This is a genomic window from Tessaracoccus massiliensis (assembly GCF_000826065.2).
GTDB classification, from domain to species: Bacteria; Actinomycetota; Actinomycetes; order Propionibacteriales; family Propionibacteriaceae; genus Arachnia; species Arachnia massiliensis_A.
The window spans coordinates 335,451-361,280 of sequence record NZ_LN623543.1 but is presented as its reverse complement, the minus strand read 5'-3'; the positions used below and the strand labels follow the sequence as shown (position 1 = coordinate 361,280).

22 protein-coding genes, 1 tRNA gene and 1 pseudogene are annotated in these 25,830 nt (G+C 67.0%); 10 read left to right on the top strand and 14 right to left on the bottom strand.

Translation table 11 applies throughout. From position 1 onward, the window contains the following. Positions 1-12 precede the first annotated feature (12 nt). Positions 13-411, bottom strand: coding sequence for a carbohydrate kinase family protein (locus BN1186_RS12155; RefSeq protein ID WP_052460119.1), 399 nt, complete (start codon positions 409-411; stop codon positions 13-15). 395 nt (positions 412-806) lie between these two features. Between BN1186_RS12155 and BN1186_RS12150 the strand changes: the two genes are divergently transcribed. Together BN1186_RS12150 and BN1186_RS12140 are read left to right on the top strand one after the other, a co-directional pair. Beyond that, positions 807-3,416: a discoidin domain-containing protein gene (locus BN1186_RS12150; protein ID WP_040284313.1), complete on the top strand. Its 2,610-nt coding sequence runs from the start codon at positions 807-809 to the stop codon at positions 3,414-3,416. 333 nt (positions 3,417-3,749) lie between these two features. Then, positions 3,750-4,103, top strand: a pseudogene (locus BN1186_RS12140) (UDP-N-acetylglucosamine 1-carboxyvinyltransferase); the annotation flags it as partial. A 19-nt stretch (positions 4,104-4,122) separates the two neighbouring features. Here the strand turns inward: BN1186_RS12140 and pdxY are convergent. Then, positions 4,123-4,974 (bottom strand): pyridoxal kinase PdxY, encoded by an 852-nt coding sequence (gene pdxY, locus BN1186_RS12135; RefSeq protein ID WP_040284311.1) that lies wholly within the window; start codon positions 4,972-4,974, stop codon positions 4,123-4,125. 67 nt (positions 4,975-5,041) lie between these two features. Between pdxY and BN1186_RS12130 the strand changes: the two genes are divergently transcribed. Together BN1186_RS12130 and BN1186_RS12125 are read left to right on the top strand one after the other, a co-directional pair. Continuing rightward, positions 5,042-5,812, top strand: a complete 771-nt coding sequence (locus tag BN1186_RS12130) for a glycerophosphodiester phosphodiesterase family protein (RefSeq protein ID WP_040284310.1) — start codon at positions 5,042-5,044, stop codon at positions 5,810-5,812. A gap of 52 nt (positions 5,813-5,864) precedes the next feature. Then, positions 5,865-6,206, top strand: a complete 342-nt coding sequence (locus tag BN1186_RS12125; RefSeq protein ID WP_040284309.1) for an RNA polymerase-binding protein RbpA — start codon at positions 5,865-5,867, stop codon at positions 6,204-6,206. An 8-nt stretch (positions 6,207-6,214) separates the two neighbouring features. Here the strand turns inward: BN1186_RS12125 and BN1186_RS12120 are convergent, their stop codons facing one another. The 3 genes from BN1186_RS12120 to lnt are packed head-to-tail and all read right to left on the bottom strand — an operon-like array spanning position 6,215 to position 9,086. Continuing rightward, on the bottom strand, positions 6,215-6,751 hold the full coding sequence (locus BN1186_RS12120; RefSeq protein ID WP_052460118.1) for an FxsA family protein: 537 nt from the start codon (positions 6,749-6,751) through the stop codon (positions 6,215-6,217). Next, a complete protein-coding gene (locus tag BN1186_RS12115) occupies positions 6,751-7,536 on the bottom strand; it encodes a glycosyltransferase (RefSeq protein ID WP_040284308.1) in 786 nt (261 codons plus the stop codon). The genes BN1186_RS12120 and BN1186_RS12115 overlap by 1 nt, the downstream gene beginning before the upstream one ends. Then, a complete protein-coding gene (gene lnt / locus BN1186_RS12110) occupies positions 7,533-9,086 on the bottom strand; it encodes an apolipoprotein N-acyltransferase (protein WP_139651091.1) in 1,554 nt (517 codons plus the stop codon). Before lnt ends, BN1186_RS12115 begins: the two co-directional genes overlap by 4 nt. Positions 9,087-9,138: 52 nt before the next feature. Between lnt and BN1186_RS12105 the strand changes: the two genes are divergently transcribed. After that, positions 9,139-10,029, top strand: a complete 891-nt coding sequence (locus BN1186_RS12105) for a 5'-3' exonuclease (protein ID WP_246043310.1) — start codon at positions 9,139-9,141, stop codon at positions 10,027-10,029. An 8-nt stretch (positions 10,030-10,037) separates the two neighbouring features. On the opposite strand, the gene metW is transcribed toward BN1186_RS12105, so the two are convergent. Together metW and metX are read right to left on the bottom strand one after the other, a co-directional pair. Next, complete coding sequence (gene metW, locus BN1186_RS12100; RefSeq protein ID WP_040284306.1) at positions 10,038-10,643, bottom strand: methionine biosynthesis protein MetW; 606 nt, start codon at positions 10,641-10,643, stop codon at positions 10,038-10,040. Then, positions 10,640-11,770 carry a homoserine O-acetyltransferase MetX gene (gene metX / locus BN1186_RS12095; RefSeq protein WP_040284305.1) on the bottom strand — a complete coding sequence of 377 codons (1,131 nt, stop codon included), beginning with the start codon at positions 11,768-11,770 and terminating at the stop codon, positions 10,640-10,642. The genes metW and metX overlap by 4 nt, the downstream gene beginning before the upstream one ends. Before the next feature lie 65 nt (positions 11,771-11,835). On the opposite strand from metX, the gene BN1186_RS12090 reads away from it, so the two are divergent. Further along, the gene (locus tag BN1186_RS12090) at positions 11,836-12,039 is read left to right on the top strand and encodes a hypothetical protein (RefSeq protein WP_040284304.1); all 204 of its coding nucleotides are present in this window, start codon (positions 11,836-11,838) and stop codon (positions 12,037-12,039) included. Positions 12,040-12,049: 10 nt separating this feature from the next. Here BN1186_RS12090 and BN1186_RS12085 read toward each other — a convergent pair whose 3' ends face one another. Then, on the bottom strand, positions 12,050-13,330 hold the full coding sequence (locus BN1186_RS12085) for an O-acetylhomoserine aminocarboxypropyltransferase/cysteine synthase family protein (RefSeq protein WP_040284303.1): 1,281 nt from the start codon (positions 13,328-13,330) through the stop codon (positions 12,050-12,052). 183 nt (positions 13,331-13,513) lie between these two features. On the opposite strand from BN1186_RS12085, the gene BN1186_RS12080 reads away from it, so the two are divergent. Next, positions 13,514-17,035 carry a family 20 glycosylhydrolase gene (locus tag BN1186_RS12080; RefSeq protein ID WP_052460116.1) on the top strand — a complete coding sequence of 1,174 codons (3,522 nt, stop codon included), beginning with the start codon at positions 13,514-13,516 and terminating at the stop codon, positions 17,033-17,035. Positions 17,036-17,158: 123 nt separating this feature from the next. Then, entirely contained in the window at positions 17,159-17,521 is a 363-nt protein-coding gene (locus tag BN1186_RS12075; protein WP_082031376.1) for a formate--tetrahydrofolate ligase, read from the top strand. Here BN1186_RS12075 and BN1186_RS12070 read toward each other — a convergent pair. Next, entirely contained in the window at positions 17,518-18,231 is a 714-nt protein-coding gene (locus BN1186_RS12070) for an alpha/beta fold hydrolase (protein ID WP_040284301.1), read from the bottom strand. The genes BN1186_RS12075 and BN1186_RS12070 overlap by 4 nt on opposite strands. Positions 18,232-18,343: 112 nt before the next feature. Between BN1186_RS12070 and BN1186_RS12065 the strand changes: the two genes are divergently transcribed. Both BN1186_RS12065 and BN1186_RS12060 read left to right on the top strand, forming a co-directional pair. Further along, entirely contained in the window at positions 18,344-18,985 is a 642-nt protein-coding gene (locus BN1186_RS12065; protein WP_139651089.1) for a hypothetical protein, read from the top strand. Positions 18,986-19,058: 73 nt separating this feature from the next. Next, positions 19,059-19,460, top strand: coding sequence for a four-helix bundle copper-binding protein (locus BN1186_RS12060; protein ID WP_246043309.1), 402 nt, complete (start codon positions 19,059-19,061; stop codon positions 19,458-19,460). 71 nt (positions 19,461-19,531) lie between these two features. Here BN1186_RS12060 and BN1186_RS12055 read toward each other — a convergent pair whose 3' ends face one another. The 5 genes from BN1186_RS12055 to der all read right to left on the bottom strand — a co-directional run bounded on the left by BN1186_RS12055 (position 19,532) and on the right by der (position 25,826). Further along, entirely contained in the window at positions 19,532-20,821 is a 1,290-nt protein-coding gene (locus BN1186_RS12055; protein ID WP_218975474.1) for a cytochrome P450, read from the bottom strand. 104 nt (positions 20,822-20,925) lie between these two features. Then, positions 20,926-20,999, bottom strand: a tRNA-Pro gene (locus BN1186_RS12050). A gap of 60 nt (positions 21,000-21,059) precedes the next feature. Continuing rightward, positions 21,060-22,670, bottom strand: coding sequence for a SulP family inorganic anion transporter (locus BN1186_RS12045; RefSeq protein ID WP_218975473.1), 1,611 nt, complete (start codon positions 22,668-22,670; stop codon positions 21,060-21,062). Positions 22,671-22,925: 255 nt separating this feature from the next. After that, complete coding sequence (locus BN1186_RS12040; RefSeq protein ID WP_040284297.1) at positions 22,926-24,338, bottom strand: DUF222 domain-containing protein; 1,413 nt, start codon at positions 24,336-24,338, stop codon at positions 22,926-22,928. 156 nt (positions 24,339-24,494) lie between these two features. Next, on the bottom strand, positions 24,495-25,826 hold the full coding sequence (gene der / locus BN1186_RS12035; RefSeq protein WP_218975472.1) for a ribosome biogenesis GTPase Der: 1,332 nt from the start codon (positions 25,824-25,826) through the stop codon (positions 24,495-24,497). Positions 25,827-25,830 lie beyond the last annotated feature (4 nt).

Here is a 25,830-nt window from a genome sequence, read left to right as displayed (position 1 = left end):
GGGAGCCGCTCGCTACAGCCGGCTGGCCTCGAACTGGAAGCGCGGCTCGACGAGATCGAGCTGCGCATCCACGAGCCGTAGTTCTTTGTGGTCGGCGCTAGCGGTGGCCTCCAGCACCGAGTAGACGATCGATGCGGTGCGGCCCAGTGCGTCGCCCAGGTCACCCTTCTCGAGCCACCGTGCGAGGAACATGGCGGTGGTGAGATCCCCGGAGCCGGTGAACTTGCGGTCCAGCACGGGCGTGGTGACCACCCAGGCTCCAGCGTCGTCGACCCCGACGATGCGCATCACGTTGTCGGTGAGGTCCTCCCCCACCACGGAGGTGACCACCACGACGCGCGGCCCGCGGGCGCGCAGTTCCTGTGCGTCGCGCGGCACCACGTCGAGATCGTCGCTGAGGTCAACGCCCACGTCAAGACGCAGGGCGCGAGGCTGCGCATCTTCCAGGACGGCATCCCCGCCGCCCCCACCCAGGTGCAGCTGGACAGGGACATTGTCGTCTAGGTGTGGAACGACCACGGACGCACTTTCCAGGACACGCTCGCGGCCGGGCACGACGTCCTCAACCTCGACAACACGTTCTACTTTACCCGGAACAACAACTGGGGCAACCCGGTTGATCGTAGGAACGAGAACTGGACGCCCCACCGCTATCTGGGAGACGACATCTCTGACGCCGCCGCCGAGGGCACGATCCTCGGCGGCAGGATGGCCTGTGGCCCGACAACGGCCCGGGGAAGACTGACCAGCTCTTCTCGGAAATCCACGAGACCCTGCGCTAGCTGGCCCAGGCGACGTGGAGCACGGTGCGTCCCGCCGAGGCCTACGCAGTCTTCACCCGACCCGGTCAGCGACTCGGCAACGGCCCCAACACGCTGTCGACCGACTACGCCCCGATGATCGAGCGTGACTACACGATCCGTGCCGGCGGCATCTGTGCGTGCATCGTGAACATCTCGATGGAGAAGTTCGAGCAGGTCATCAAGGAGATGGCCTACTACAAGATGAACGAGCTGTGGACCGACGAGTATCTGCTCGGTTCCGGTTCCTTCCAGAACTACCCGCAGATCATCGCGGCCGCCCGTGAAAAGTTCGGTCCGGACGCGACGGAGCACGACCTGTTGGTCTGGTTCATCAACGAGATCAACGAGCATGTGAAGTCTGAGGGCGCCAACCTCCGCATCTGGAACGACGGCATCCCGGCCCAGGACAACACCGTCAAGCGTGACAACGACATCATGGTCGAGTACTGGTACCGCCAGGGTCGCACCATGGAGAAGACGCTGAGCGACGGCAGCGACGTGGTCAACACCGACAACCGTCCCTACTTCACGCGTAACAACAACTGGGGCGCCGCGCAGGATCGCTGGAACGAGAACTGGACGCCGCACTCCCACTACGGCCGCCCCATCGACGATTCCGCCACGCCGGGCAAGATCCTCGGCGGCAAGATGGTGCTGTGGCCCGACTACGGCCCGGGGAAGACTGAGAACCAGCTCTTCTCCGAGATCCACGAGACGCTGCGCTTCCCGTGCCTCGCCATGGCGGAGGGCGACTCTCTCAACCTGCGGGCACCCAATACGTTCGGCCAGGAGCCGATCGTGACCACCTGCACGTCGACCCCGCGTGAGGCGGGCAACCTGCAGAAGTGGTGGATCCGACAGGTCGATGGTGGCTACACCATTTCCAACGCCATCTCGAACATGCCCCTCGTGGTCGACGGCGCCAATGTGGCGCAGCAGGACCCGATCGAAGAGGCCGGGACGGTTTTCGCCATGGTCGGCGACGGCGTCGCCGCCACGACCGGTTCCCTCGGGCGCGTGATCGCCGGCGTCACGGTTCGCGTGCCCGTCATCGTCCGCAACCTCGAGGACGCTGCGGTGAGCAGCGTCCTCGTCACCCCTGTCCTGCCTGACGGCTGGCTGGTCGACGTCGACGCCGCTGACGTCGGAAACCTCGCCGGCCAGGCCCAGGAGAATCTGAACTTCCGCATCCCGAGCGCGGGCCCGGCCGGTGCGGAGGTGCTCGAGTTCGTGACGTCGTGGACCGACGGGGCAGGTGAGGCGCGTGAGCGCACCACCAGCGTGCCGTTGAACTTCTCGTGCACCGCCAACGTCACCTCGCCCAGTGAGGTCGTGCGGGTCTCGAGCGAGCAGAACGACACTGCCGAGCGTGCGCCTGCGATCAACGTGATCGACGGGAACCCGACAACGTTCTGGCACACACGCTGGAACGGTGCCGAGCCGCCGCATCCTCATCAGCTCGTGGTGGGTCTGGCCGAGTCGGCTGAGATCTGCGCGGTGACGCTGACGCCGCGTCAGGGTGTGTCGTCTGGTGCGGTCAACGGCCAGATCAAGGGTTTCGAGCTCTACGCGACTAACGACCGTGCCGTCGCGACGAACACCACCGGCACCCCGGGTGCTGTGCCTGCCGGTTGGACGAAGGTCGCCGAGGGTGAACTGCCCGGTGGGCAGTCGCCGCAGTGGATCCCGTTCACGCAGCCGGTTGAGGCGCAGTATCTGCTGTTGGTGTCGAAGTCGGCGCAGAACCCGGCCCACCCGTGGACCACGCTGGGTGAGTTCTCCGTCGACCTCACCGGCCAGGACACCACTCCTCCGGTCGTCCGAGGAGAGAACGCCTCCGTCGTGGCCGGCACGGCGCTGTCGCTGCAGGTGCGCGCCGCCGACGCCTCCGCGGTCACCTTCGCGGCGACCGGGCTGCCCACCGGGCTGTCGATCAGCGACGACGGCCTCATCTCGGGTACGACGACGGTCACCGGGGCGCACCGTGTCCTGGTCACGGTGACCGACGCCGGCGGTCTGAGCACGACGGTGGAGGTGACGATCACGGTGACGCCGAAGGCTACGCCGACGCCGACGCCGCCCACCACGCCGCCGGCCACGCCGCCGACCACTCCGCCGACGCCTCCGCCGGCCACTCCGCCGGCCCAGCCAGGCCCCGGTAAGTTCGTCCGCTCGGCGCCCTACACGCTGCCGGGCAACCATGTGCTGAACGGTCGGCAGTGGATGACGACGTGCGAGGACTACTCGCAGACCGAGCGGTGCCGCACCGACATCTGGGCCACCGTGGTGAAGGTGGAGAACGGTCAGTTCGTCCGTGAGAGCGGTTGGGCGTTCAACAACCTGACCTACCTGCCGTACATGACCCGCGAATCGTGGAAGGGCAACCCGCTGGGCGACCTCGGGTCCACGAACAACGGTCAGTTCACGTCGGCCGGTCGTCAGTGGCGCACTGAGTGCGACACGGCTGCCACCGGTCGGGGCGCCTGCCGCTCGTACACCATGACGACGGTGTACGCCGCGACTGCGAAGCCTGAAGGTGGGTACGCCTTCTCGCAGAGCAACCAGTGGGTGTTCAACAACATCGTGATGTTCGGGTCCCCCGCACAGCGATAACCCCGCGCCCTGAGCGCCCGCGAGGAACGAGCGGGTGTATCGAAGGGCAGCACAGCCAGAGCCCCCGGTCGCGATTCGCGGCCGGGGGCTCTCGGTCCTACGCTCAGCCAACCCGGGGATGAGGATGATGTCCGCGATCTCGGGTGCGTACGCGAGTGAGGAGATGCGGGTCTCGACGACCTCGAGCCCCGCGATGGCGATCCGCGCCGCGACCTCGTCCGCGAGTTCCCGCGTCACCAGTTCGGTGGAACCGCGGAGGCTCTCCTCCCCCGGTCCTGCGTAGTCGTACGGGGGGCTCGTCGCAACGTGGCGCAGGGCCGACTCGGACTGCTCTTCGCGGTCATCTGCGCCACCGCCACCGGGCAGAGCGTCATCTACGACTGGGTCTACGACAACCGCGCCATCCACCTGAAGAAGCTCTCGGAGCTGGGCGCCAACATCCAGCTCATGGACGCGCACCGCCTCCTGATCATCGGGCCGACGAGGTGGCGCGGACGCCGCATCGAATCCCCGCCGGCGCTGCGTCCGGCGGTGTGCCTGCTGCTGGCCGCCCTCGCCGCGAGGGGCACCACCACGCTGATGGACGTCTACGTCATCAACCGCGGCTACGAGGACCTCCCGCAGCGCCTCAACAAACTGGGCGCCTCCATCAACACGTTCTGGGGCGAGCCCGCAGACGAGAACTGACGGCGAGGGGAGCCGCTCGCTACAGCCGGCTAGCCTCGAACTGGAAGCGCGGCTCGACGAGATCGAGCTGCGCATCCACGAGGCGTAGTTCTTTGTGGTCGGCGCTAGCGGTGGCCTCCAGCACCGAGTAGACGATCGATGCGGTGCGGCCCAGTGCGTCGCCCAGGTCACCCTTCTCGAGCCACCGTGCGAGGAACATGGCGGTGGTGAGATCCCCGGAGCCGGTGAACTTGCGGTCCAGCACGGGCGTGGTGACCACCCAGGCTCCAGCGTCGTCGACCCCGACGATGCGCATCACGTTGTCGGTGAGGTCCTCCCCCACCACGGAGGTGACCACCACGACGCGCGGCCCGCGGGCGCGCAGTTCCTGTGCGGCCTCCACCACCTCGGCAAGTGACCGGGTGACGCGTCCGGTCAGGAACTGCAATTCGAAGAGGTTGGGAGTCATGATGTCGGCCTCGGCCACGACGTGATCGCGCCAGAACTCGGGGATGCCGGGGCGGGCGTAGAAGCCGCGGTCGATGTCGCCCATCACCGGGTCTGCACAGAAGATGGCCTCGGGGTTGTGCTGCCTGACGAGCCGGTAGGAGTCGAGGATCACCTTTCCCACCTCCGGCGTCCCGAGGTATCCGCACAGCAGCGCGTCGACGGAGCCCAATACGCCGCGGTCGTTGACGCCCTGGACGACCTCCCAGACGTCGTCGGCCGGGATGAGCGGTCCACGCCAGGATCCGTAGTCGGTGTTGTTGGAGAAGTTGACGGTGTAGACCGGCCACACGTCGACGCCGAGGCGTTGCAGCGGGAACACAGCGGCGGAGTTTCCGGCGTGGCCGTAGGCGACGGCCGACTGGATGGACAACACGGTGGTCATTGGCCCATCTTTGCACTCCCGCACCGGTGGCGGAATCTTGTCCCATTCCCACTAGGATGAAATCATTATGGCGGAGGTCTACCCGGACTATCTCTCTCCCGAATTCGTGGCGATGGCTCACCGAGGCGGGTCATTCATGACCGCCAATTTAGGCATCGAGAACACCACCAGGGCCTTCGCCAACGCCGTCGAGCTGGGTTTCCGTTACCTCGAGACTGACGTCCATACCACCCGCGACGGCCACCTCGTGGCCTTCCACGATGACACCCTGGACCGGCTCACCGACGTGGAGGGCTCGCTACGCGACCACACGCTCGAAGAGATCGGCGAGTGCCTCGTCGGGGACCGCGAGGCCATCCCCACCATGGATGAGCTGTTCGAGACGTTCCCAGACGTCAACTTCAACATCGACATCAAATCCGCCACCGCCGTGCAGGGGCTGGTAGACTGCATCAAGCGGCACGGCGCCGAGCGCCGCGTCTGTGTCGCTTCTTTCACCCGCACCCGCATCCGCAGGTTCCGCAGCCTACTCCCCCGGGTCCCCACCGCGGTCTCCCCCACCGGCGTCGCGGCGCTCACCATGGGTGGCATCTCCCCCGGCGGCCAGGTGTATCAGGTTCCGCTGCAGCACCCCGTCGGTCCCGTGACTGTCGACATCGTCACGCCGAAGAACATCGAGCGCATCCACCAGGCGGGCAAGAAGATCCACGTCTGGACGGTGGATGACCCCACCACCATGCACCGACTGATCGACTGGGGCGTCGACGGGATCGTCACCGACAGGCCGGATTCCCTCAAACAGGTCCTCTCTGCTCGGGGGATGTGGTCTACTCAGTAGGGAACCTTTGAGGTTCCCGGTTCGTTGGAATTGGCAGACGAAGGAGGGAAGAATGGCTGATCGTGCACTGCGCGGCGTAGGGCTCGGCTCGAAGACTTTCGAGGACGAGCAGGGCATCGAGTTCGCTGATCGACAGAACCTCGCGTTCGACTGTCCCAAGGGGCACCACTTCGAGGTGACCTTCGCCGCAGAGGCGGAACTCCCCACGGAGTGGGAGTGCAAACAGTGCGGCCTCACCGCGGTCCGTTCCGACGGCGTCGTGGGTGAAGAGAAGGCCGAGAAGCCTGTGCGCACCCACTGGGACATGCTGCGCGAGCGTCGCTCCATCCCCGAGTTGGAGGACATCCTGGAGGAGCAGCTCACGAAGCTGCGGGAGTCTGACAGGCTTTACTGACGGGGCGCTCAGCGCTCGTCATCGGCGAGGTCGCCGCGGATCACAGTTCCGCCGGTGGCCTCGCCTTCTTCATGCCCGAGGCCGGGAATGAGCGTGCCGTGGCCCGGATCCGTGGTGGCCTCCCCCTTGATGATGGTGGGACCCGTCTGCCCGTCATTGGGCGTGATGACCCGCGACGCCCACCACGTGACCGCGGACCGGACGAACGGGCGCGTGAAGGGCAGCAGCAGCAGGAGACCGGCCATGTCCGTCAACAGACCCGGTACGGCCAACAGGATGCCGCCCACCAACACGAGGCTGGCGTCGGCCATCCTGCCGGTGGGCAGTTGGCCCGAGCGCAACGCGTCGGAAAGCGCCGCCCACGCCTTGCGCCACTCCCGCTGCATCAGGAACAGGCCCAGCACGGAGGTGGCCATCAGCAGGGCGAGCGTCCACCACCCGATCTTGCCGGAGACCCAGATGATGGCGGCGATCTCCGCGATCAGCAGCAGGAGCAGGGCTCCGACGGTGAGGCCGAGCGCCACAGTGCCGCGACGAGGCGACACTAGGCGTCCTGACGGCGGCCGCGGCCGATGGCCTTGCGCACGCCGTTCTTGAGCTGGTTGAAGCGGTGCTCGATCCCCCACAGCGTCGTGCGCAGCAGCGCCTCGACGACGATGTTGCGGCTCATCTTGGAATCGCCGAACTCGCGCTCCACGAACTCGATCGGCACTTCGACCACCTTGAAGCCGTGCTTGATGGCGCGCCACACCAGATCGATCTGGAAGCAGTAGCCGGCCGAGGCGACCTCGTTGAGGTTCATGCCGCGCAGCGTGGTGGCGCGGTAGGCGTTGAACCCCCCGGTGGCGTCCTTGACCGGGATGCCCAGCCAGATCCGTGTCCACAGGGAGCCCGCCTTGGAGATCACCACGCGAGAGGCGGGCCAGTTGACGATGGAGCCACCCTTGACCCAGCGCGAGCCCTTGACCATGTCGGCGCCCTCGTTGATGGCCTGCAGCAGCCGGGGCAGTTCCTCGGGCTGGTGCGAGCCGTCCGCGTCGTGGGAGACAAGCACGCCGTAGCCGTGATCCATCCCCCACTCGAAGCCCGCCAGGTAGGCGGCGCCAAGGCCCTGCTTGCCGGTGCGGTGCATGACGTGGATGTGGTCATCACCCTCCGCAAGCCGGTCGGCGATGTCCCCCGTGCCGTCCGGCGAGTTGTCATCCGCGATGAGGATGTGCGCATGCGGCACTGCCTTGCGCAGCCGGTTGGTGATGCTCTCAATGTTCTGCGACTCGTTGTACGTCGGGATGATCACGAGCACCTTGTCGAGCGCGTCATTGCTTGTCATGGCTGTCCTTGGGTTCGATTGTTCCGCTCAATGCTACCCGCCCTCTGAGGGGCGCGCCGATAGGAGTAGGCGAAAGCCAGCAGGGTGGTCAGCAGCGAAGCCCAGGCGGGCCAGGCCCCCAGGTGGACCGCGAGGTTGGTGTTGTAGCGCAGCGGCACCGTCACGATACGGCTGGCGGCTTCAAACTCGTCGGTCAACTCGTCGACCCGGCCTCTGGTGTCGACGATGCCCGTGAGGGAGTTGAGGGTGGAGACCACCACCTCCCGGCCGGTTTCCATGGCGCGCACGCGGTTGATCACCAGCTGCTGAGGAGGCTGGAAGGTGCCGCCGTAGGTGTTGGTGTTGGACTGCGACACGATGATCTCCCCACCGCCCCGCACCGCGTCGTAGCTCGTGTCGTCGTAGGCCAACTCGAAGCAGATGATCGTGCCCACCTGCAGGTGCGGGTTGCCCTGGATGGGCGCGTGGACGACGCCGGGCCCCTCCCCCGGGATCGACTGGCGCCCGATCTGCCGCAGGATCGGCAGCCGCGGCAGCAGTACCTCGCGGAAGGGAATCCATTCGCCGAAGGGCACCAGATCGCGCTTGTGGTACATGTCGCCCGGACCCTCCAGCGGATGCCACCAGAGGCTCGAGGTCTGCCTCGTGTCAGGTTCGGGACCGTTCATCACGGCGCCGACGAAGATGGGCACCTGCGCCAGATGTGCGGAGACCTCCACCAGTCGGCGGGTCTCAGGGTCTTCGATGGGGTCGACATCCGTGGCGTTCTCGGGCCAGAGCACGAAGTCGAGCTGTGGGTGCTCCCCCGTGCGGGCCTCGGCCAGCGCGAAGATCGTCTCGCTGAGCGCGTTGTTGGTCACCGAGCGGGCATAGGACGCCGTGCCGTGCTCGTGGCGGTTCACATTGGGCTGAACGACGGCGATGCTCACGCGTGTCTCGGGGTCTGCGTGGGGGGTGAGGTTGAGCAGGCCGCCGAGGACGAAGATGGCGAGCGCCCCTGCAAGCACCCGCAGGCGGCGTCGCTGGTCCGTCACGACGAACACTCCCGCGTTCGCCACCAGTGCCACGAGGTAGCTCACGCCCGTGACACCGACGTAGGCGAACCATCCCGACATGGGTTGGTCGATGGCGGTGTAGCCCAGGCGGGTCCAGGAGAAGCCGCCGAAGGGGATCTTGCCGGAGGCGAACTCCATCGCCACCCAGGCGGCGGGGATCAGCAACGGCCAGAAGCGCAGCCTCGTCAGGCGGGAAACCACCACGGCGAGGAGTCCCCACCACAGTGCCAGGAACGCGACCAGCGCCACCCCCACCCAGACGCCCAGCACCGAGACCCAGGAGACGGTCAGGGTGTTCATGGCCAGGCCGGTGAGGTAGCCGTAGCCGAAGGCCGGCCCCGGGCGGCGGTGCGCCATGAACCAGGTGAACAGCCCCACCCCCAGCATCGTGGCCGGCCACACGCCCATCGGGGCCTGCCCGGTGCCGATGAGCAGGCCGATGCCGAAGGCCACCAGCAGAGAAACAACCACTGGGAGCTGGGGACGGTAAATCACGGGGGAAGCCTACCCCCACCCCGTCATCGTCCCGGTGTGCCACCATTGCCGGGTGAGCACGCTGATGATCTTCGACACGTCGTATCTCTACTTCCGTGCGTTCTTCGGCGTCCCCTCGTCGTTCCGCTCCCCCGACGGTCGCCCGGTCAACGCTGTACGTGGCACGTTGGATTTCATCTCGCGCCTGGTGAGTCAGTACTCCCCCGACGAGGTGGCCTGCGCCTGGGACGACGACTGGCGCCCCGGATGGCGCGTCGACCTCATCGAGTCCTACAAGGCGCACCGCGTGGTGGTGGTCGACGGGGAACAGATCGAGCAGGTCGACGACGACCTCACCGTGCAGGTCCCGCTCATCCGTGAGGTACTCGAGGCCACCGGCATCCCGATCGTCGGCGCGGCGGAGCATGAGGCCGATGACGTGCTCGCCAGCCTCGCCCGCCGCCATGCTGGGACCAGCCTCGTGGTGACCGGTGACCGGGACCTGTTCCAGTTGGCCGACGACGACACCTCCGTGGTGTACGTGGCACGCGGCGTCGCGAAGCACGAGTTGGTCACGCCCGCTGTGCTCGCGGAGAAGTACGGGCTGACACCGGATCGTTATGTGGACTTTGCGGTGCTGCGCGGGGACCCGTCCGACGGGCTGCCCGGCGTGAAGGGCATCGGGGACAAGAGCGCCGCCTCGCTGGTCAACACCTACCCCACCATCGAGGCGATGGTGGCGGCCGCGGTGGATGCGTCGTCGGCCATGTCGCCGTCGATGCGTTCGCAGCTGCTGGCCGACGTCGACTACCTGGCACGGGCCCGCGAGGTCGTCACCGCCGTCGACTCGCTCGACCTGCCACCGATCGCCCGCGGCCCCGTCGAAGTCGAACGCCTGACCGCGCTCGGCGAGGAACTGGGGCTGGGCGGGTCCGTGCCCCGGATCATCGAGGCACTGGGCTGACGCGCCCCTCAGCGGCGGGCGTGGAGGAGGTACAGCGAGGAACTGGCCACCAGGTTGGGCGCGACGTTTCCCAGGCGGTGCCGGTATCCCTCGGCGTCCAGCGGGATCCGCTTGTCGATGACCATGTCGAGTTCGCTGAACAACGGCTCGAGGTCGGGCAGCGAGGTGTGGTGGAGGTTGGGCGTGTCGTACCAGCGGTAGGGCAGGTCCTTCGACATCGGCATCCTGCCGCGCAGCAGCCGGAGCCGGTTGCGCCAGTGCGCGAAGTTGGGCATGGACACCACCGAATGGACAGCGATCCGGCTCATCTCGGTGAGCACCGCTCGGGGCCTCCGCACGGTCTGCAGCGTACGGGAGAGGACGACGAAATCGTAGGAGTCGTCCGCGAACTCGCCGAGTTGGGAGTCCAGATCTAGCTCGATCACGTCGACCCCGCGCCGCAGGCAGGCCAATACCTGCGGCGGATCGACGTCGACGCCGGTTCCGGTGCACCGCTTGGCCTTCAGCATCTCGAGCAGGTCGCCGTTGCCGCAGCCCAGGTCCAGCACCCGGCTGCCCTCGGGGATCAGGGAGGAGATGATGGCCAGGTCCGGCCTGGCGAGGTGGGCGGTCATGCGATCTCCTCCGCGGCGCGTTCGAGGTAGGCGCGGACCGTCGCGTGGTAGTCCGGCAGTTCGAGGAGGAAGGAGTCGTGTCCCCAGGTGGATCTGATCTCCCGGAAGGAGGTGGGCAGCCCCGCGCCCTCGAGGTGGCGGACGATCCGTCGGGTGTGCTCGGTGGAGAACCGCCAGTCGCTGGTGAAGCTCACGAGCAGGAACCGGACAGGCTCAGCGATGAGCCGGTTGAGTGAGGCTGGATCCTCGAACGGATCGAAGTAGTCCATGACGCGGGTGAGGTACAGGTAGCTCAACGCGTCGAAGCGGCTGAGGAAACGCTCACCCTGGTACTCGAGGTAGCTCTCGACCGCGAAGTCGATGCCGAAGTTGGGGGTCAGCTCGCCGCGCTGGGCGCTGCGGCCGAACTTCTCCTGGAACGCCTCCTCGGAGAGGTAGGTGATGTGCGCCAGCATGCGCGCCACCGACAGGCCTTTCCGGGGGGCGGTCCCCCGGGAGAGGAACTTGCCATCGTTGAAGCCGGAGTCACGCATGATGGCCTGCCTACCCACGGCTGAGAAGGCGATGTTCTGTGCCGTGAGGCGCGACGAGGCGGCGAAGATCATCGCCCGGCCCATGTCCTCCGGGTGGTCCAGGGCCCACTGCAGCACCTGCATGCCGCCGAGCGATCCGCCGATGACTGCCGCGAACCGTTCGATCCCCAGATGAGCCGCCAAGCCGCGGTGGACGGCGACGAAGTCCGTCATGTCGAGCAGGGGGAAGTCGACTCCGTAGGGCTCCCCCGTGCCCGGATTGATCGACGCCGGGCCCGTGGTGCCCTGGCAGCCGCCCAGGATGTTCGAGCACACCACGAACCAGCGGTTGGTGTCGATGGCCTTGCCCGGGCCGATGATGTTGTCCCACCATCCCGGGCGGTCGTCGCCGGGGTGCATGCCGGCGGCGTGGGCGTCTCCGGTGAGGGCGTGACAGATGTAGATCGCGTTGCTGCGCTGGGCGTTGAGGCTGCCGTAGGTCTCGTAGGCGACATCGACCACCGGCAGCGTGGTGCCGCTGCGGGTGGTGAAACCGTCGTCGAAGATCCTTGCCGTGATCGTCTCGACCACTCCGACACTGCCAGGTGTTGTCACCCAGCCATTGTTGCAGCTTCCCGCGCCCGGTAGCCTGGCGTGACCATCAGAGTTGAGGAGGACCCATGTCTCAAGATTCCGTGCCAGGCCCCGAGTCCGAGGCCATGCCCGAGGCGGATTCGCACCCCGGCGAGGTTGAGGAGACCTCCGAGGAGCACGCGCACGCCACCGACGACGCGATCCCCGCGGATCGTGTGGAAGCGAGCCGCGTGCACCAGGAGACCTCCCCGCACGAGGAGCCCGGCGACGAGCGCGTCGAGCGGGGCTGACGGCTCCGTTCTACAGCTGATCCAGTGCCTGCGTGAGGTCGGCGACTATGTCGTCGATGTGCTCGATCCCCACGGACAGGCGCACCATTTCGGCGGGCACCCCGGCTGAGACGAGTTCCTCCTCGCTTAGCTGGGAGTGCGTCGTCGAGGCGTTGTGGATGACCAGGGACTTGGCATCGCCGATGTTGGCCAGGTGGCTGAAGAGTTCCAGCGCCTCCACGAATTTCTGTCCTGCGTCGCGGCCGCCGGCGACGCCGAACGACACCAATCCGCCGAAGCCGCCCTTCAGGATGCGCTGCGCGATCTCGTGCGTCGGGCTGGACGGCAGACCCGGATAGTTGACCCACTCCACCTTCGGGTGGCCCTCCAGGAACTCCGCCACGGCCAGCGCATTCTCGCTGTGGCGCTCCATCCGCAGGTGCAGCGTCTCGATGCCTTGGAGGATCAGGAACGAGTTGAACGGCGAGATGGTGGCTCCCGTGTTGCGGATCAGCACGGTGCGGGCGCGGATGATGTAGGCGAGGTTTCCCACCGCCTCCGTCCAGACCACGCCGTGGTAGGCGGGATCAGGGCCGGTGAGCCCGGGGAAGCGCTCCGCATGGGCGGCCCAGTCGAAGTTGCCCGAATCGATGATGGCCCCACCCAGCGAGTTGCCGTGGCCGCCCAGGTACTTGGTCAGCGAATGCACCACCACGTCGACGCCGTGGTCGAACGCGCGGGTCAGATGCGGGGTGGGGACGGTGCTGTCCACGATGAAGGGCAGGCCGAGCTCGTGCGCGGCCGCGGACCAGGCGTCGAGGTCGATCACGTTGAGGGCCGGGTTGCCCACGGTCTCTCCGAAGACCAGCTTGGTCTTCTCATCGACGTGTTGCGCGAGCTCTTCGGGCTTGCCCGGGTCGACGAAGCGCGCCTCGATGCCGAACTGGGCCAGCGTGTGCGCGAACAGCGCGTAAGTGCCGCCGTACAGCGTGGAGAGGGCGACGATGTTGTCACCCGAGTAGGTCAGGTTCAGCACCGCATACGTGATGGCCGAGGCGCCGGAGGCGGTCACCAGCGCGCCTGCCCCGCCCTCGAGCGCGGTGAGGCGTTCTTCCAGGACGCTGCTGGTGGGGTTCATCAGGCGGGCGTAAATGTTGCCGGGCTTGCGCAGCGCGAACAGGTCTGCGGCGTGCTCGGTGTCGTCGAACACGTAGCTGGTGGTCTGGTAAATCGGGACGGCGCGCGAGTTGGTGGCGGGATCCGGCGTCTCCTGGCCCGCGTGGACGGCCAGGGTTTCGGGGCGGTAGGTCATGGTCAATCCTCCGATGATGGTGTCTCACCGTGAACCTAGTGCCCATTGTCGTGTTCACACGCCCGTCCCGTTTCGCGGTCAGCGGACGCCGATGTCGTCGTATACCGGACCGCCGCCGGTGGCGAGGGGCCTATCTGCTAGCCTCCGGCTGGTAACTTTCCCCCCACCAGAGGACGACGTTCGATGACGAAACGCAGACCATTCCTCGGGATCTTCGCCGCCATGGCCCTCGTGATGGGCATGGCGGTCAGCGCAGTGGCCCCACCCGCGGCCGCAGCCGATCCCATCCAACTCGCACCCAACGGTGCGCCCGCCAGCATCCCTGGCCTGTCGAACTGGACCGCCGGGACCGGCAGTTTCCAGTACTCGACGGGCACCAGGGTCATCGCCGGCGCCGGTGCTGAGGCGGAGGCCGCGACGCTGGCCACCGATCTCACCGCCGCACTCGGCACCGATGTGGCAATGGCCGCCGGTTCGCCAGCTGCAGGAGACGTTGTCCTGACGCTGGACGCGGCTGCCACCGATCTCGGCACCGAGGGCTACCGCATCGAGGTGGGCGAGACCATCGCGGTCACCGCCGCCAACGAGGCCGGCCTGTTCTACGGCGGCCAGACGGCAACGCAGTGGGCGACGCTCGCCGGCACCGCGTCGACGATCCCCGCAGGCAGCAGCACCGACGTGCCGGCGTACCCGGTGCGCTCGCTGGGCATCTGCGCCTGCATCGTCAACATCTCCATGGAACGCTTCGAGCAGGTCATCGAGGAGATGGCCTACTACAAGGTCAACGAGCTCTGGCTCGAGATGAAGGTGGAATCCGAGGCGTACCCGCAGGCCACGTTCTGGTCCTACTACACCAACGAGCAGGTCGACCACCTCAAGCAGATGGCGGCCGAGCACCACATCACCCTGGTGCCGGAGGTCAACTCCCCCGGCCACATGGGCCCCTGGCTCCAGAACCTGCCTGAGCTGCAGCTGCAGAAGCCCGACGGCACCCGCGCTCCGAAGGCACTGGACATCTCGAAGCCCAAGGCCCTCGAGGTGGTCACCACGCTCGCGGCCGAGTACATCGAGAAGTTCGACAGCGGCCACTACCACATGGGCGCCGACGAGTACCTGCTCGGCTCCGGCCAGTGGCGCGACTTCCCGCAGCTCAAGGCGGAGGCGGTCAGGAAGTTCGGCAGCAACGCCAACGAGTATGACCTGTTCATCGACTTCATCAACCAGGTCAACGACTTCGTGAAGGAACGCGGCACCACGCTGCACATCTGGAACGACGGCATCGGGCAGGGCAACGTGAACACCCTGGACAAGGACATCATCGTCGAGTTCTGGGACAACACCGGCCGCTCGCTCGAAGACACGCTCGCGGCAGGCAATGACGTGGTCAACACCGACCAGCGCCTCTACTTCACCCGCAACAACAACTGGGGCACAGCCGAGGCGCGCTGGAACGAGGGCTGGACCCCCACCCGCTACATCAGCCGCGACATCAGCGACGCCGACACCGATGGAGACATCCTGGGCGGCAAGATGGTGCTGTGGCCCGACAACGGCCCGGGTAAGACCGAGAACCAGATGTTCTCGGAGATCCCGGACACGCTGCGCTACCTCGCGCAGGCCACCTGGTCCACGGTCCGCCCCACGGAGACCTACGCCCAGTTCAAGGCGCTCGGTGACACCCTCGGTGCCGGGCCGCGCAGCGTGGTGATTGACCGCGCGCCGCTGATGGCCGGCCAGTACGGGATTGAATCGGACGGCACGTTCCTGACCGCCGGCAATCCCGCCACGATGTCCGAGACCGATGGGGTGTGGAACTTCACCCCCACCGCGGACGGCTACTACAAGATCGCCCAGGGCGATCAGTGCCTGGCCATGGCGCGCGGCGACGACCTCAACCTGAGCTCGCCCAACGACTTCGGTCAGACGCCCATCATGACCACGTGCACCACGGACCGCGAGGCCGGCAACCTGCAGAAGTGGTGGGTCCGCCAGGTTGAAGGTGGGTTCACGATCTCGCACGCGATCTCGAACATGCCGTTGGTCGTCGACGGTGCTGAGGTCGCCCAGCAGGATCCCAACCACAACGAGGCCACTGTCTTCCTGATCAAGGGCGACGGCGTGGCAACCTCGGTGGGTAGCCTCGGCAGGCTGCTCGCCGGAGAGACCACGACGATCACCGTCGACGTGCGTAACCTCGGCTCTGAATTGGCCAAGGACGTCGTTGTCACCCCCGCGGCTCCGGAGGGCTGGATCCTCCAGCCCGCTTCCCGCGAAGTGGGCGACATAGCTGGCTTCGCCAGCCAGCAGGTGACGTTCGAGCTGACCCCGAACGCAGGCCCCGCCGGCGAAATGGTGCTCGACTTCCTGACCACCTGGACCGAGGGTGACACGCAGCGGGAACGCTCCGTCTCCGTGCCGGTTGCCATGTCCTGCGCGGCAGGCGTCACCAGTCCCTCCGAGGTGGTGCGGGTCTCCAGCGAACAGGACGACACCGCCGAGCGCGCCCCCGCCGTCAACATCATCGACGGCAACCCGAACACGTTCTGGCACACCCAGTGGAACGCCGTCGAGCCGAGCCACCCGCACCAGGTCGTCGTGGGGTTGGAAGCCGAGGCGGAGGTGTGCGCAGTGACGCTCACCCCGCGGCAGGGCGCATCCTCGGGCGCGGTCAACGGCCAGATCAAGGACTACGAGATCTACGCGACCTCGGACGCCGACGTGGCCGCCGACACCACCGGCACCCCCGGTTCGGTGCCGGAGGGCTGGACCCTGGTGGCTGAGGGCACCCTGCCCACCGGCCAGAGTGCCCAGTGGATCCCGCTCAACGAGGTGGTCTCCGCGCAGTACCTGCTGCTGGTGGCCAAGTCCGCCCAGAACCCCGATCACCCCTGGACCACGCTGGGTGAGTTCTCCGTCGACCTCGTCGCCGAAGACACCACCACGCCCGTCGTGGTGGCCGAGGACCTCACCGCTGTGCAGGGCGAGTCTGTCTCCGCCCAGGTGCAGGCGGCGGACGCCTCTGCCGTGACGTTCGAGGCTACGGGTCTTCCTGCCGGCCTCACGATGAGCGCTTCGGGCCTGATCTCGGGCACCGCTACCGCTGCTCCGGGTGAGTACCAGGTCACCGTGACTGTCACCGATGTCGGTGGCCTGAGCACCACCGTGGAGTTCACCGTCACGGTGGTCGAGCCTCAGCCCGAACCGACGCAGGAGCCTACTCAGGAGCCCACGGACGATCCGACGACGCCTCCGGCGAAGAAATATGTGCGTACCGCGCCGTACACGCTGCCGGGCCTCCACAAGGGCCTCAACGGTCGCGACTGGAACACCAAGTGTGAGCCGTACTCGCAGACCGAGCGTTGCCGCACCGACATCTGGGCGACGATCGTCGTGATCGAGGACGGCCAGTTCGTCCGCAAGGATGGCTGGACGTTCAACAACCTCACCTACCTGCCGTTCATGACGCGTGAAGCCTGGGGTGCCAACCCGCTGGCCAACAAGGGCGAGTGGACCGCGACCACGGATCAGCGCAAGTGGACGACCGAGTGTGACACGGAGCGCACGGGTCGCAATGGTTGCCGTTCCTACGCCTTCGTGACGGTCTACCGGGCCACTGCGAAGCCGGAGGGTGGTTACGTGTTCTCGCAGAACAACGAGTGGGTGTTCAACAACATCGTGATGTTCGGGGGCCCCGAACTGCGATAACCGCTGGTTGAGCTGGCTGCTTCCGAGGCGACGTGCTGAGCCATTCGTGAGGAACGAACGAATGGTGGAAGTCAACGAGGAGCGCAGTCGTGTCTAAACCCCTGGGGCGTCCCCAGCACCTGAATGAGGTGCTGGGGACGTTTCTTGTGGTTGAGGTGTCGGATCGGCTGCGGGGCCCTGGGCCCTGAGAGTCGCCCTGCGAGCTTGCGGAGCCAGGCGACGTCGAAGGGCGCCCGTAGCGTGACTCTCACCCTCACCCACCTGCCGGTATGCCTGGCCACAACCCAGTACTCGTTCAATGCGGACGCCGAGCTGGTCCGTGTGCCCACCGGGCATGAGATCCCCATCCGAGAGGTGCGCCTGTCAGCCGGAGCGGGTTTCGTCGTGGCGCTCTGCGGCCAGACAATGACGAGGCCGGGTCTCCCCCGTCGCCCCGCGGCCGAGAACATCGGGCTGGAGGACGGGCAGGTCGTCGGGCTCTTCTAGCGACCCTGATGCTCCCCCGCGTCCGCTGCTCGCAGAATGACATTGGCGAGATCATCGGGCCGGCTGGCCTGCGGCCAATGGCCAGAGCCCAGCTCCACGTAGCTGAGGTGGCGGATCTTCGGGAGCTCAGCCACCGGGGCGAATCCCTGCTGCACCCAGGCATGGACATCGTCTTCGGAGAACTCCGGGCACACCATCACGACCGGCACGTGGTAACGATCGGGGTTGCTGAGGTGCTGGGTGCCCAGCGCGTAGTCCTGGGGTGCCGGCGACATGTGGCTTTCGAGCCACGCCCTGTCCCCCTCGGCGAGGTCTGCGCTGTCGGGGCCGTCGAACTGTTGCCAGCCGGGGAACGGCACCGCCCCGTCGGCGGTGGTCGCGAACCCGTCGAGCAGGGCTGAGCCATCCGGGATGGGGAAGCCTCCCACCAGCAGCACACTGCACACCCGGGAGGGGCGTCGGTCGGCGGCTGCCCAGGCTGCCGCGCAAGAGGCGGAATGCCCCACGACGACGGCAGGTCCGCTCGCGTTGTCGATCTCGGTGACCACAGCGGCGATGAGATCCGCGTAGCGGACCGTGCCAGGGTGCTCTCCGTTGTAGCCGGGTGGGGTGACGGCCACCACGCGGTGGCCCGCCTCGAGAAGGGCGGGGACGAGGCGGTCCCACGAGCCGCCGTCGAGCCAGAGTCCGGGGATGAGGATGATTTCCATGCCGCGCTCCAATGTGTGAGGGCTGGTGTTGGCCAGCCTAATCCGTGTCGGTGGGCTGTACATGGCCGAGCCGCCGCCCGGCCCTGCTACCGTTTCACAAGGGAAACCGGCAGTGAGGGAGTTGGGTGAGATGAAGGGCGCGAAGCCGTGGATGTGGGCCTCGGGAATCGTGGCCACCCTGTTGATCGCGGTGCTGTTCGTCGGGCCCATGGTGTTCAACGCGGTGCGTGACGCCACGCGCGTCACCGACGTCGAGACGGAATCGGCCAACACTCAGGTCATCAACGCGATCACGCGCACGCAGGAGGTCTCGCTGCTGAGCCTGGGCATCCAGGGCATCGCGGAGCAGTCGCAACAGCGCACCTTCCTCGGGGTGCGGGTCCCGGGCACCGAGCGGGCCTCGTTCCTCCAGTACTCCTTCAACGCGAAGCTGGGCATCGACGGCGGCGACGTCCGCATCCGCGAGGCCGGTGAGAACGGGATCCGGATCTCCATCCCCGAATTCATCTTCATCGGTCACGACGACGTCAGCCTCAAGCTGGTCACCGAGAAGAACGGCGTGCTCAGCTTCGTCACCCCGGAGATCGATACGGTGGAGATGACCAACAGCCTCCTCAACGACGAGGCGAAAGGCGAATACATCGACGCCAACGAGGACCTCCTGAGGGATCAGGCCGAGAGCTTCTACGAGGGCATCGTCGAAGGCATAGACCCGGCGATCGACGTCGACTTCGACTACCTCTCCCGCCGCTGACGATCAATCGCCTCCATCGGGGTGATGTGCGGCGCTCCCCTGCATGCTAACGTCGGTGCCAAGGAGGAAGATGATGTCAATCACCAAGATGTTGGAAACCTACCCCGGCGAGATCACCCTCGATCAGGCCGCCCTGGCTGAGTGTATCGAGGCCTGCTTCGCCTGCGCCCAGTGCTGCACCGCGTGCGGCGACGCCTGCCTGGCGGAAGACATGGTGGCGGAGCTGAGGCACTGCATCCGGCTCAACCAGGACTGCGCGGATGTGTGCGCCATGACGGGTGCCCTGCTGACGCGCCAGACCGAAACGGACCGCGAGGTGCTCAAGAAGGCGCTCGAGCTCTGCATGGCCGCCTGCAAGGCCTGCGGCGACGAATGTGAGAAGCACGCGCACCACCACGAGCACTGCAAGGTGTGCGCCGAGAGCTGCCGCCGCTGCGAAGAGGCGTGCCGCAAGCTGCTCGAGTCGCTGGGATGACGCGTAGCAGAGACATTGAGAGGGGCGGTTCCCGTGGAACCGCCCCTCTCGGTATGTGATCAGCCTGCTGCTCAGCCGCGTGCTCGGACGAGCCCGCCGCTTTCGGGCCTGGTGGGCATCTCGCGCCACGAGAAGTCGAGGCCCTCGTCGAGGATCTCCACCTCAGGCTCACACAGTGCGGCCACTGTCATGGCCAGCGAACTCACTGCGATCTTCTCGCCCGGGCACCGGTGGCCGGTGCGCACGTCCGCCCCGCCGTGCGGGATGAACGTGGTGATGGCCTCGGCCTCGTGGAAATCCTTGCCCAGGAAGCGTTCGGGATCGAACTCATCGGGCTCGTCCCAGGACACCGGCCCCCTGTTGGTGTTGAGGACGTCGATGAGGATGCGGTCGCCCTTGCTGACCTGCTCCCCTTGGAACTCGAAATCGGTGCGCGCGAACGCCGGCAGCACCGGAACGAACGGGTAGTAGCGCCGCACCTCCTGGGCGAAGGCAGTGGCCAGGGGTCCGTCGATGAGCGTGCCGCGCTCGGCGGTCTCGGCCTGGATGCGATCGCGCCACTGTGGGTGCTTCAGGAGAGCCCGGGTGGCGAACGCCGCGAAACGTGCGACGGCGATGTGGGGCCGGAAGGTGTTCTGCATCTCGATGCCGGCGGTCTTGTCGTCGAGCAACTCGCCGTTGGGTTCGCGGTGATTGGCCCATTCGTACAGTGACGTGCCCGGCGCGGCGTTGCGCTTGCCGGCCCGCTGCTCCTTGATCACCTGGGCGCACCAGTCGTCCGTCAACCGGCGGTTGCGCCATGCCTTGAGGTGGTCGATGTTCAGGTGGGCGAAGCCTTCGACGATGTCGCCGAGGCGCCGTGCCTGCACGTCGAGCTCAGCGTCGCGTCCTTCGATCCCGGCCCAGCGCAGCGAGGCGCGGCCATAGGCGATGACCATCGAGTCATAGACGCTGTCGGGATACTTGCGCCACCGCGTCATGGCCTCGCGGATCTCTGCCTCCACCATGGGCTTGATGCGCTCTACGTGTTCATCGGCGTAGCAGACCTTGACGAAGGTCGCCTTCCGGTGGCGGTGGGCTTCATCGTCGAGCGTGTGCACGGAGTTCTTGCCGAACAGCGAGCCCTGGATGGGGCCCGGCATCGCGCCGGCACGCTTGACCTTGCTCGAATCGTAGAAGAGCTCGACACCTTCAGCCCCGCGCACCAGCAGAGTGGGGCGCAGCAGCAGGCGCAGCCAGAGCGGCCGGTTGCTGTGGCTCGCACCCCGGCGCTCGCGTTGCTTCCCGGCGAAGAGATAGCCGTCTCGCAGGAAGTCCACGTTGTCGGTCATCCGGTGGAAGGGACAGGTGCCTTTGGTCACGTTGGATCCTCTCGGTCGGTGCCTTCCAACGTACCCAACGCTCCGCAACCGGAAAGCAAAAAGCCCCGCGATCAGCTTTCGCTGTCGCGGGGCTTTTCACTCGGTCGGGCTGACAGGATTTGAACCTGCGACCCCTTGACCCCCAGTCAAGTGCGCTACCAAGCTGCGCTACAGCCCGCCGCTGCCTTGCGGCAACTCGGATAGCTTAGCGCCTCTTCGCGAAGTCCGCACATCGAGGTCACTTCGGAACCTGACCCGTGCGTAGCTCGTGGTCGATCCACTCCAGGGCCTCTGAAAGTTCGCGCACGTGATGGCGCTGTTCGGTGGCCTGCATCATCACCGAGGTGCGCCTCTGCGCCTGGTTCATCCCCTGGATCACGTAGCTGATCTGGCGTCGCCGCAACCGCCGGAGCGCCGTGTCGAGGGCAACTGCACCAGAGGCGTCGAGGATGCGCATCTGGTGGCATCGGATGATGACGGCCGCGGTGTCGGTGCCGAGCTCGGTGACCTCATCGATGAACCGTTGGGCGTTGCCGTAGAAGAGCGCGCCGTCGATCCTGAAGATGGCCACCGCCTCGCGGAGGTGTTCCTGCTCCGGGCCCCAGTCCACGACGCCCTCGTTGGTGGATGTCGGCAGGTTCTGCCGGGCGACGACGGAGTAGGCAGCCATGTGCCGAAGGCTCATCGCCCCTGCCATCAGCAGCCCCAGGAGGACGGCGGCCACGAGGTCCAGCAGCACGGTGGCGCCGAAGGTGAGGAGGAACGTGTTGCGGTCCGCGCGGGTGACCGTGAGCATCGTGCGGCCGAGCCGAAGGTTGATCATGCGCGCTGCCGTCACGAGGAGCACTCCGCCGAGGGCCGCCATCGGGACGGTGGCGACGATGGGGGCCAGGAGCAGCATCACCACCAGGAGGACGACGGCGTGGGTCACGGCCGAGAGCCTGGTGCGGGCACCAGAGCGGACGTTGACGGCGGTGCGGGCGATCGCGCCGGTGGCGGGCAGGCCCCCGAACAGGCCGGAGGCGATGTTGGCCAGGCCCTGCCCCATCAACTCACGGTCGGGATTGGTAGGGCTGAGGTCTGGGCGCATCCCGTCGGCGACGCGTGCCGAGAGTAGCGACTCGAGCGCGGCCAACGCAGCGACGGCGAGGGCCGGCCCAGTCAGGTCCTGCAGAAGGCCGACGGAGAAGGCAGGCAGTTGAGGGGCCGGGAGGCCGGTGGGGAGTGCGCCGATGGTGGCGACGGCGAGCGGCGACACGAGCACCACGACGGTGGCGATGATGATCGAGATCAGGGCGAGCGGCCACTTGGGCACGTACCTCATGCCGATCAGGTGTAGCACGATCACGCCGCCGGCCACCATAAGCGGTTGCCAGGCGTGACCCCAATCGGCCTGCTGGAGGCTCTGCCAGCCAGCCACCAGCGTGGACTCAGACGTCCCGCGTGGAGCATCCAGGATCAGGGGTAGTTGCTGCAGCGCGATGATCACGCCGATACCCATGGTGAAGCCCTCCACCACGGGGTACGGGATGAACTCCACGGATCGGCCGACGGCGGTGATGGCCATCGCCACCACGATGATGCCGCCCATGATCGCCAGCAGCGGCACGACGCCCAGGCCGTGCTTGGCAATCACCGGCAGCAGCACGACGGTCATGGCCCCGGTGGGGCCCGAGACCTGGAGATGGGAGCCGCCGAAGATGGCGGCCACCATGCCGGCGACGATGGCGGTGATCAGCCCGGCCGCAGCGCCGGCGCCTGAGGCCACGCCGAACCCCAGCGCCAGAGGCAGCGCAACGACGCCGACCGTGACGCCGGCGACGAGATCTCTGGCCCAGGACGTTCTCACCCCTGCGTAGTCTGAGGGTCGTGGCCACTGGTGCCGCAAGCTGATGACGTGCTCCCCCGCCAGCGCGCGGTAGCGGCGTATCTGTTCCCTCGGCGTCAAGCGCTGAGGCTCGATCCGGAAATCCCGGTTACCCATGTACGTATCGCCTCCGAGGGTGAGGGTATCGCTCTAGTTCCCCCGACGGAGTACGGGGGGTATGGAGGCGTGCCTGTAGGCCCGGCCGCGGTGCGGCGGGGGCTGGTCAAGCGGTGAGGGTCAGGAGACCAGAGCGAGGAGTTGAGGGTCTGCCCAGCAGGCGGTGCGGTTGGGCAACTGGTCCCAGGCGGGATCATCCGGCGACGGGTCCGTGTAGGGCTTAACCGGTGGTGGCTCCTGTTGCGGAGGCAGCGGGATCAGCGTGTTCAACCTGATCGTGCCGGCGGCGGTGACGAGGAACTCGAGCCCGGAGCGGTATTTCCAGTGGAACGTCCCTGGTGAGACCTGTTCGACCCGCACTTTTCGGGCGGTCTTGGAACGGTGGATGCGCCGCGACAGGTTCCCCAGGTTCGGCAACCTGGTCTGGCCCCTTTCGCCTTCGATGAAGGGCTCAGTGTGGTCCGCGTCGCACGCTCTGGCTGGCGTGGAACCGAACGGGCCGACACAGTACGGGTCTCGGACGTTGAGAGCGAGCCGCATGGCCGCGGTGGGGTCGTGGGCATCGATGGCGCCGAGGCTGCTGGGGTCGATCACTGGCCGGACGATCACCCTGCTGCCGGCGAGGAGCTCGGGCAGCCGGTTGGCGAGGATGTCTCCCCACCGCTGCACCCGCGCAGCACCCGTCAGCTCCTGCCCGTCTTGGTCGGTCAGTGGGATCTGGGCGGCGTCGATGGTGACGATCAACTCCCGCACAGGGAGGACGTCTTGCCCGAACACCGAGCGGGCGAGTTCACCCATTGCTGCGGCCCTGCGGGCGTTGAGACCCACCCGCTGGGCTTCGGTGTCGTTGAGGACCAGGGCTGCGACGTCGCCGGGCAGGTCCTGGACCGGGAGGCGGGCGGCGATTCCGGAGATGGCGGCTTCGAAGGCCATCCCGTCGGCGGGGTTGAGGCGGGCGAACACCCCGATCTGACCGTCCTTGATACCTGTGACATGCACCTTGCGCTCTTTACGGGCCAGGACTTCCCGCGCCTCAGCGGCGGCCGGGTCAGCCGCGATGATCCAGCCCGGCAACTCCTTCAACACACGAGCCCAGGGCCATTGGCCCAGCGCTTGGGCGCACTTGGCATCCACGTCAGCAACATCGGTGGCTGACAACTTCGCGCACTCCGTGGCAACACCCACCGCCTGGTAGAACCTGATCCTCCCGGCCAGTACTGCTTCCCAGAGGACGGGGTGGCGGTCGCGGACGTTGAGCACGTCGGCGATCCTGCCGATCGCCGAGCCCGGAGAGATGCCCAACGCGGCGGCGATCTCGATGGCGACGAATTCGCCTACCGAGGCCGTGCCGTCGGCACCGAAGCGGACCAGCTGTTCGATGGTCTCCATGGTGCGTTCTTCGTCGATCTGGTAGGCGTCGCAGATCTGGGCGATGCTGACCGCCTGCATCACCTCGCCGGTTTGGGCGAGGTCGTTGCCTCTCGTGAGGCCTTCCAGACCGTCGGTTACGGCCCGGGGTAGCACTTCCATCATGGGATCAACGCTAGAGATCACCTCTGACATTTTTCGGCCAGGACAGTCATATTATGGGCGTCTTTTGGTTGCTGTGGGCGATGATGCTGCGGGGGCCCTTCGTCGTTCGCTGGCTCGCAAGCTCGCTGGCGAAAGCTCAGGGACCGGACGCGGGGGTCAGCTGCGATCCTTGCGCTTCTCGCGGGCGCGGATCTGGACGTCGACGGGTGAGCCCTCGAAGCCGAAGTCCTCGCGGAGGCGGCGCTCGATGTAGCGCACGTAGGTGTCGTCCATCTTGCCGCTGGTGAACAGCGCGAAGGTGGGCGGGCAGTTGTGCGCCTGCGTTCCGAACAGGATGCGTGGCTGCTTGCCGCTGCGCACCGGGTGCGGGTGGGCGGCGGTGAGGCGACCCAGGAAGGCGTTGAGCTTGCCGGTGGAGATCCGGGTCTCCCAACCGGCTGCGGCGGTCTCGATGGCCTTGCTCAGCTTGTCGACGTTGCGGCCGGTCAGGGCCGAGATGTTCACGCTGGGCGCCCACTTCCAGGCCTGCAGGTCCCGGTCAATCTCGCGGTCCAGATAGTGGCGACGCTCCTCATCGGTGAGGTCCCACTTGTTGAACGCGATCACCAGGGCGCGGCCCGAGTCCTCGACGTTGCTGAGGATGCGCAGGTCCTGATCCGAGACCGGCTCCGAGGCGTCAATCACCATCACGCACACCTCCGCGCGTTCGATGGCGGCCTGGGTGCGCAGCGACGCGTAGTACTCGTGTCCTGAGGCCTCCTTGACGCGCTTGCGGATGCCGGCGGTGTCGATGAGGCGGTAGATCTGCCCACCCACCTCGACGATCTCGTCGACAGGATCCACCGTGGTGCCGGAGACATCCGAGACCACCACACGCTTCTCCCCCGCCAGCTTGTTCAGCAACGAGGACTTGCCGACGTTCGGCTTGCCGACGATGGCGACGCGGCGCGGCCCACCGATCTCCTCGTAGGTCTCACGCGGAGCCTCGGGGATGGCGCCGAGCAGCGCGTCGAGCAGGTCGCCGGAGCCGCGCCCGTGCAACGCGGAGACGGGGAACGGCTCCCCCAGGCCCAGGTTCCACATGCTCGCGGCCATCACCTCGTGGCGCTGGTCGTCAACCTTGTTGGCCGCCAGGACCACGGGCTTCTTAGACTTGCGCAGCACGCGCACCACAGCCTCGTCCTCGTCGACGGTGCCGACGGTGGCATCCACGACGAACAGCACGGCGTCGGCCAGCGAGATCGCCAGTTCGGCCTGTTCGGCGATGGCGGCGGCCATGCCCTGCGCATCGGACATCCAGCCACCGGTGTCGACGAGCACGAACTCGCGGCCGTTCCAGTTGGCGTCGTAGGAGACCCGGTCACGCGTGACGCCGGGCTGGTCCTGGACCACGGCCTCGCGGCGCCCCAGGATGCGGTTGACCAGCGTCGACTTGCCGACGTTGGGTCGGCCGACGACGGCCACGATGGGCTTGACGGTCTCGGTCACGGAA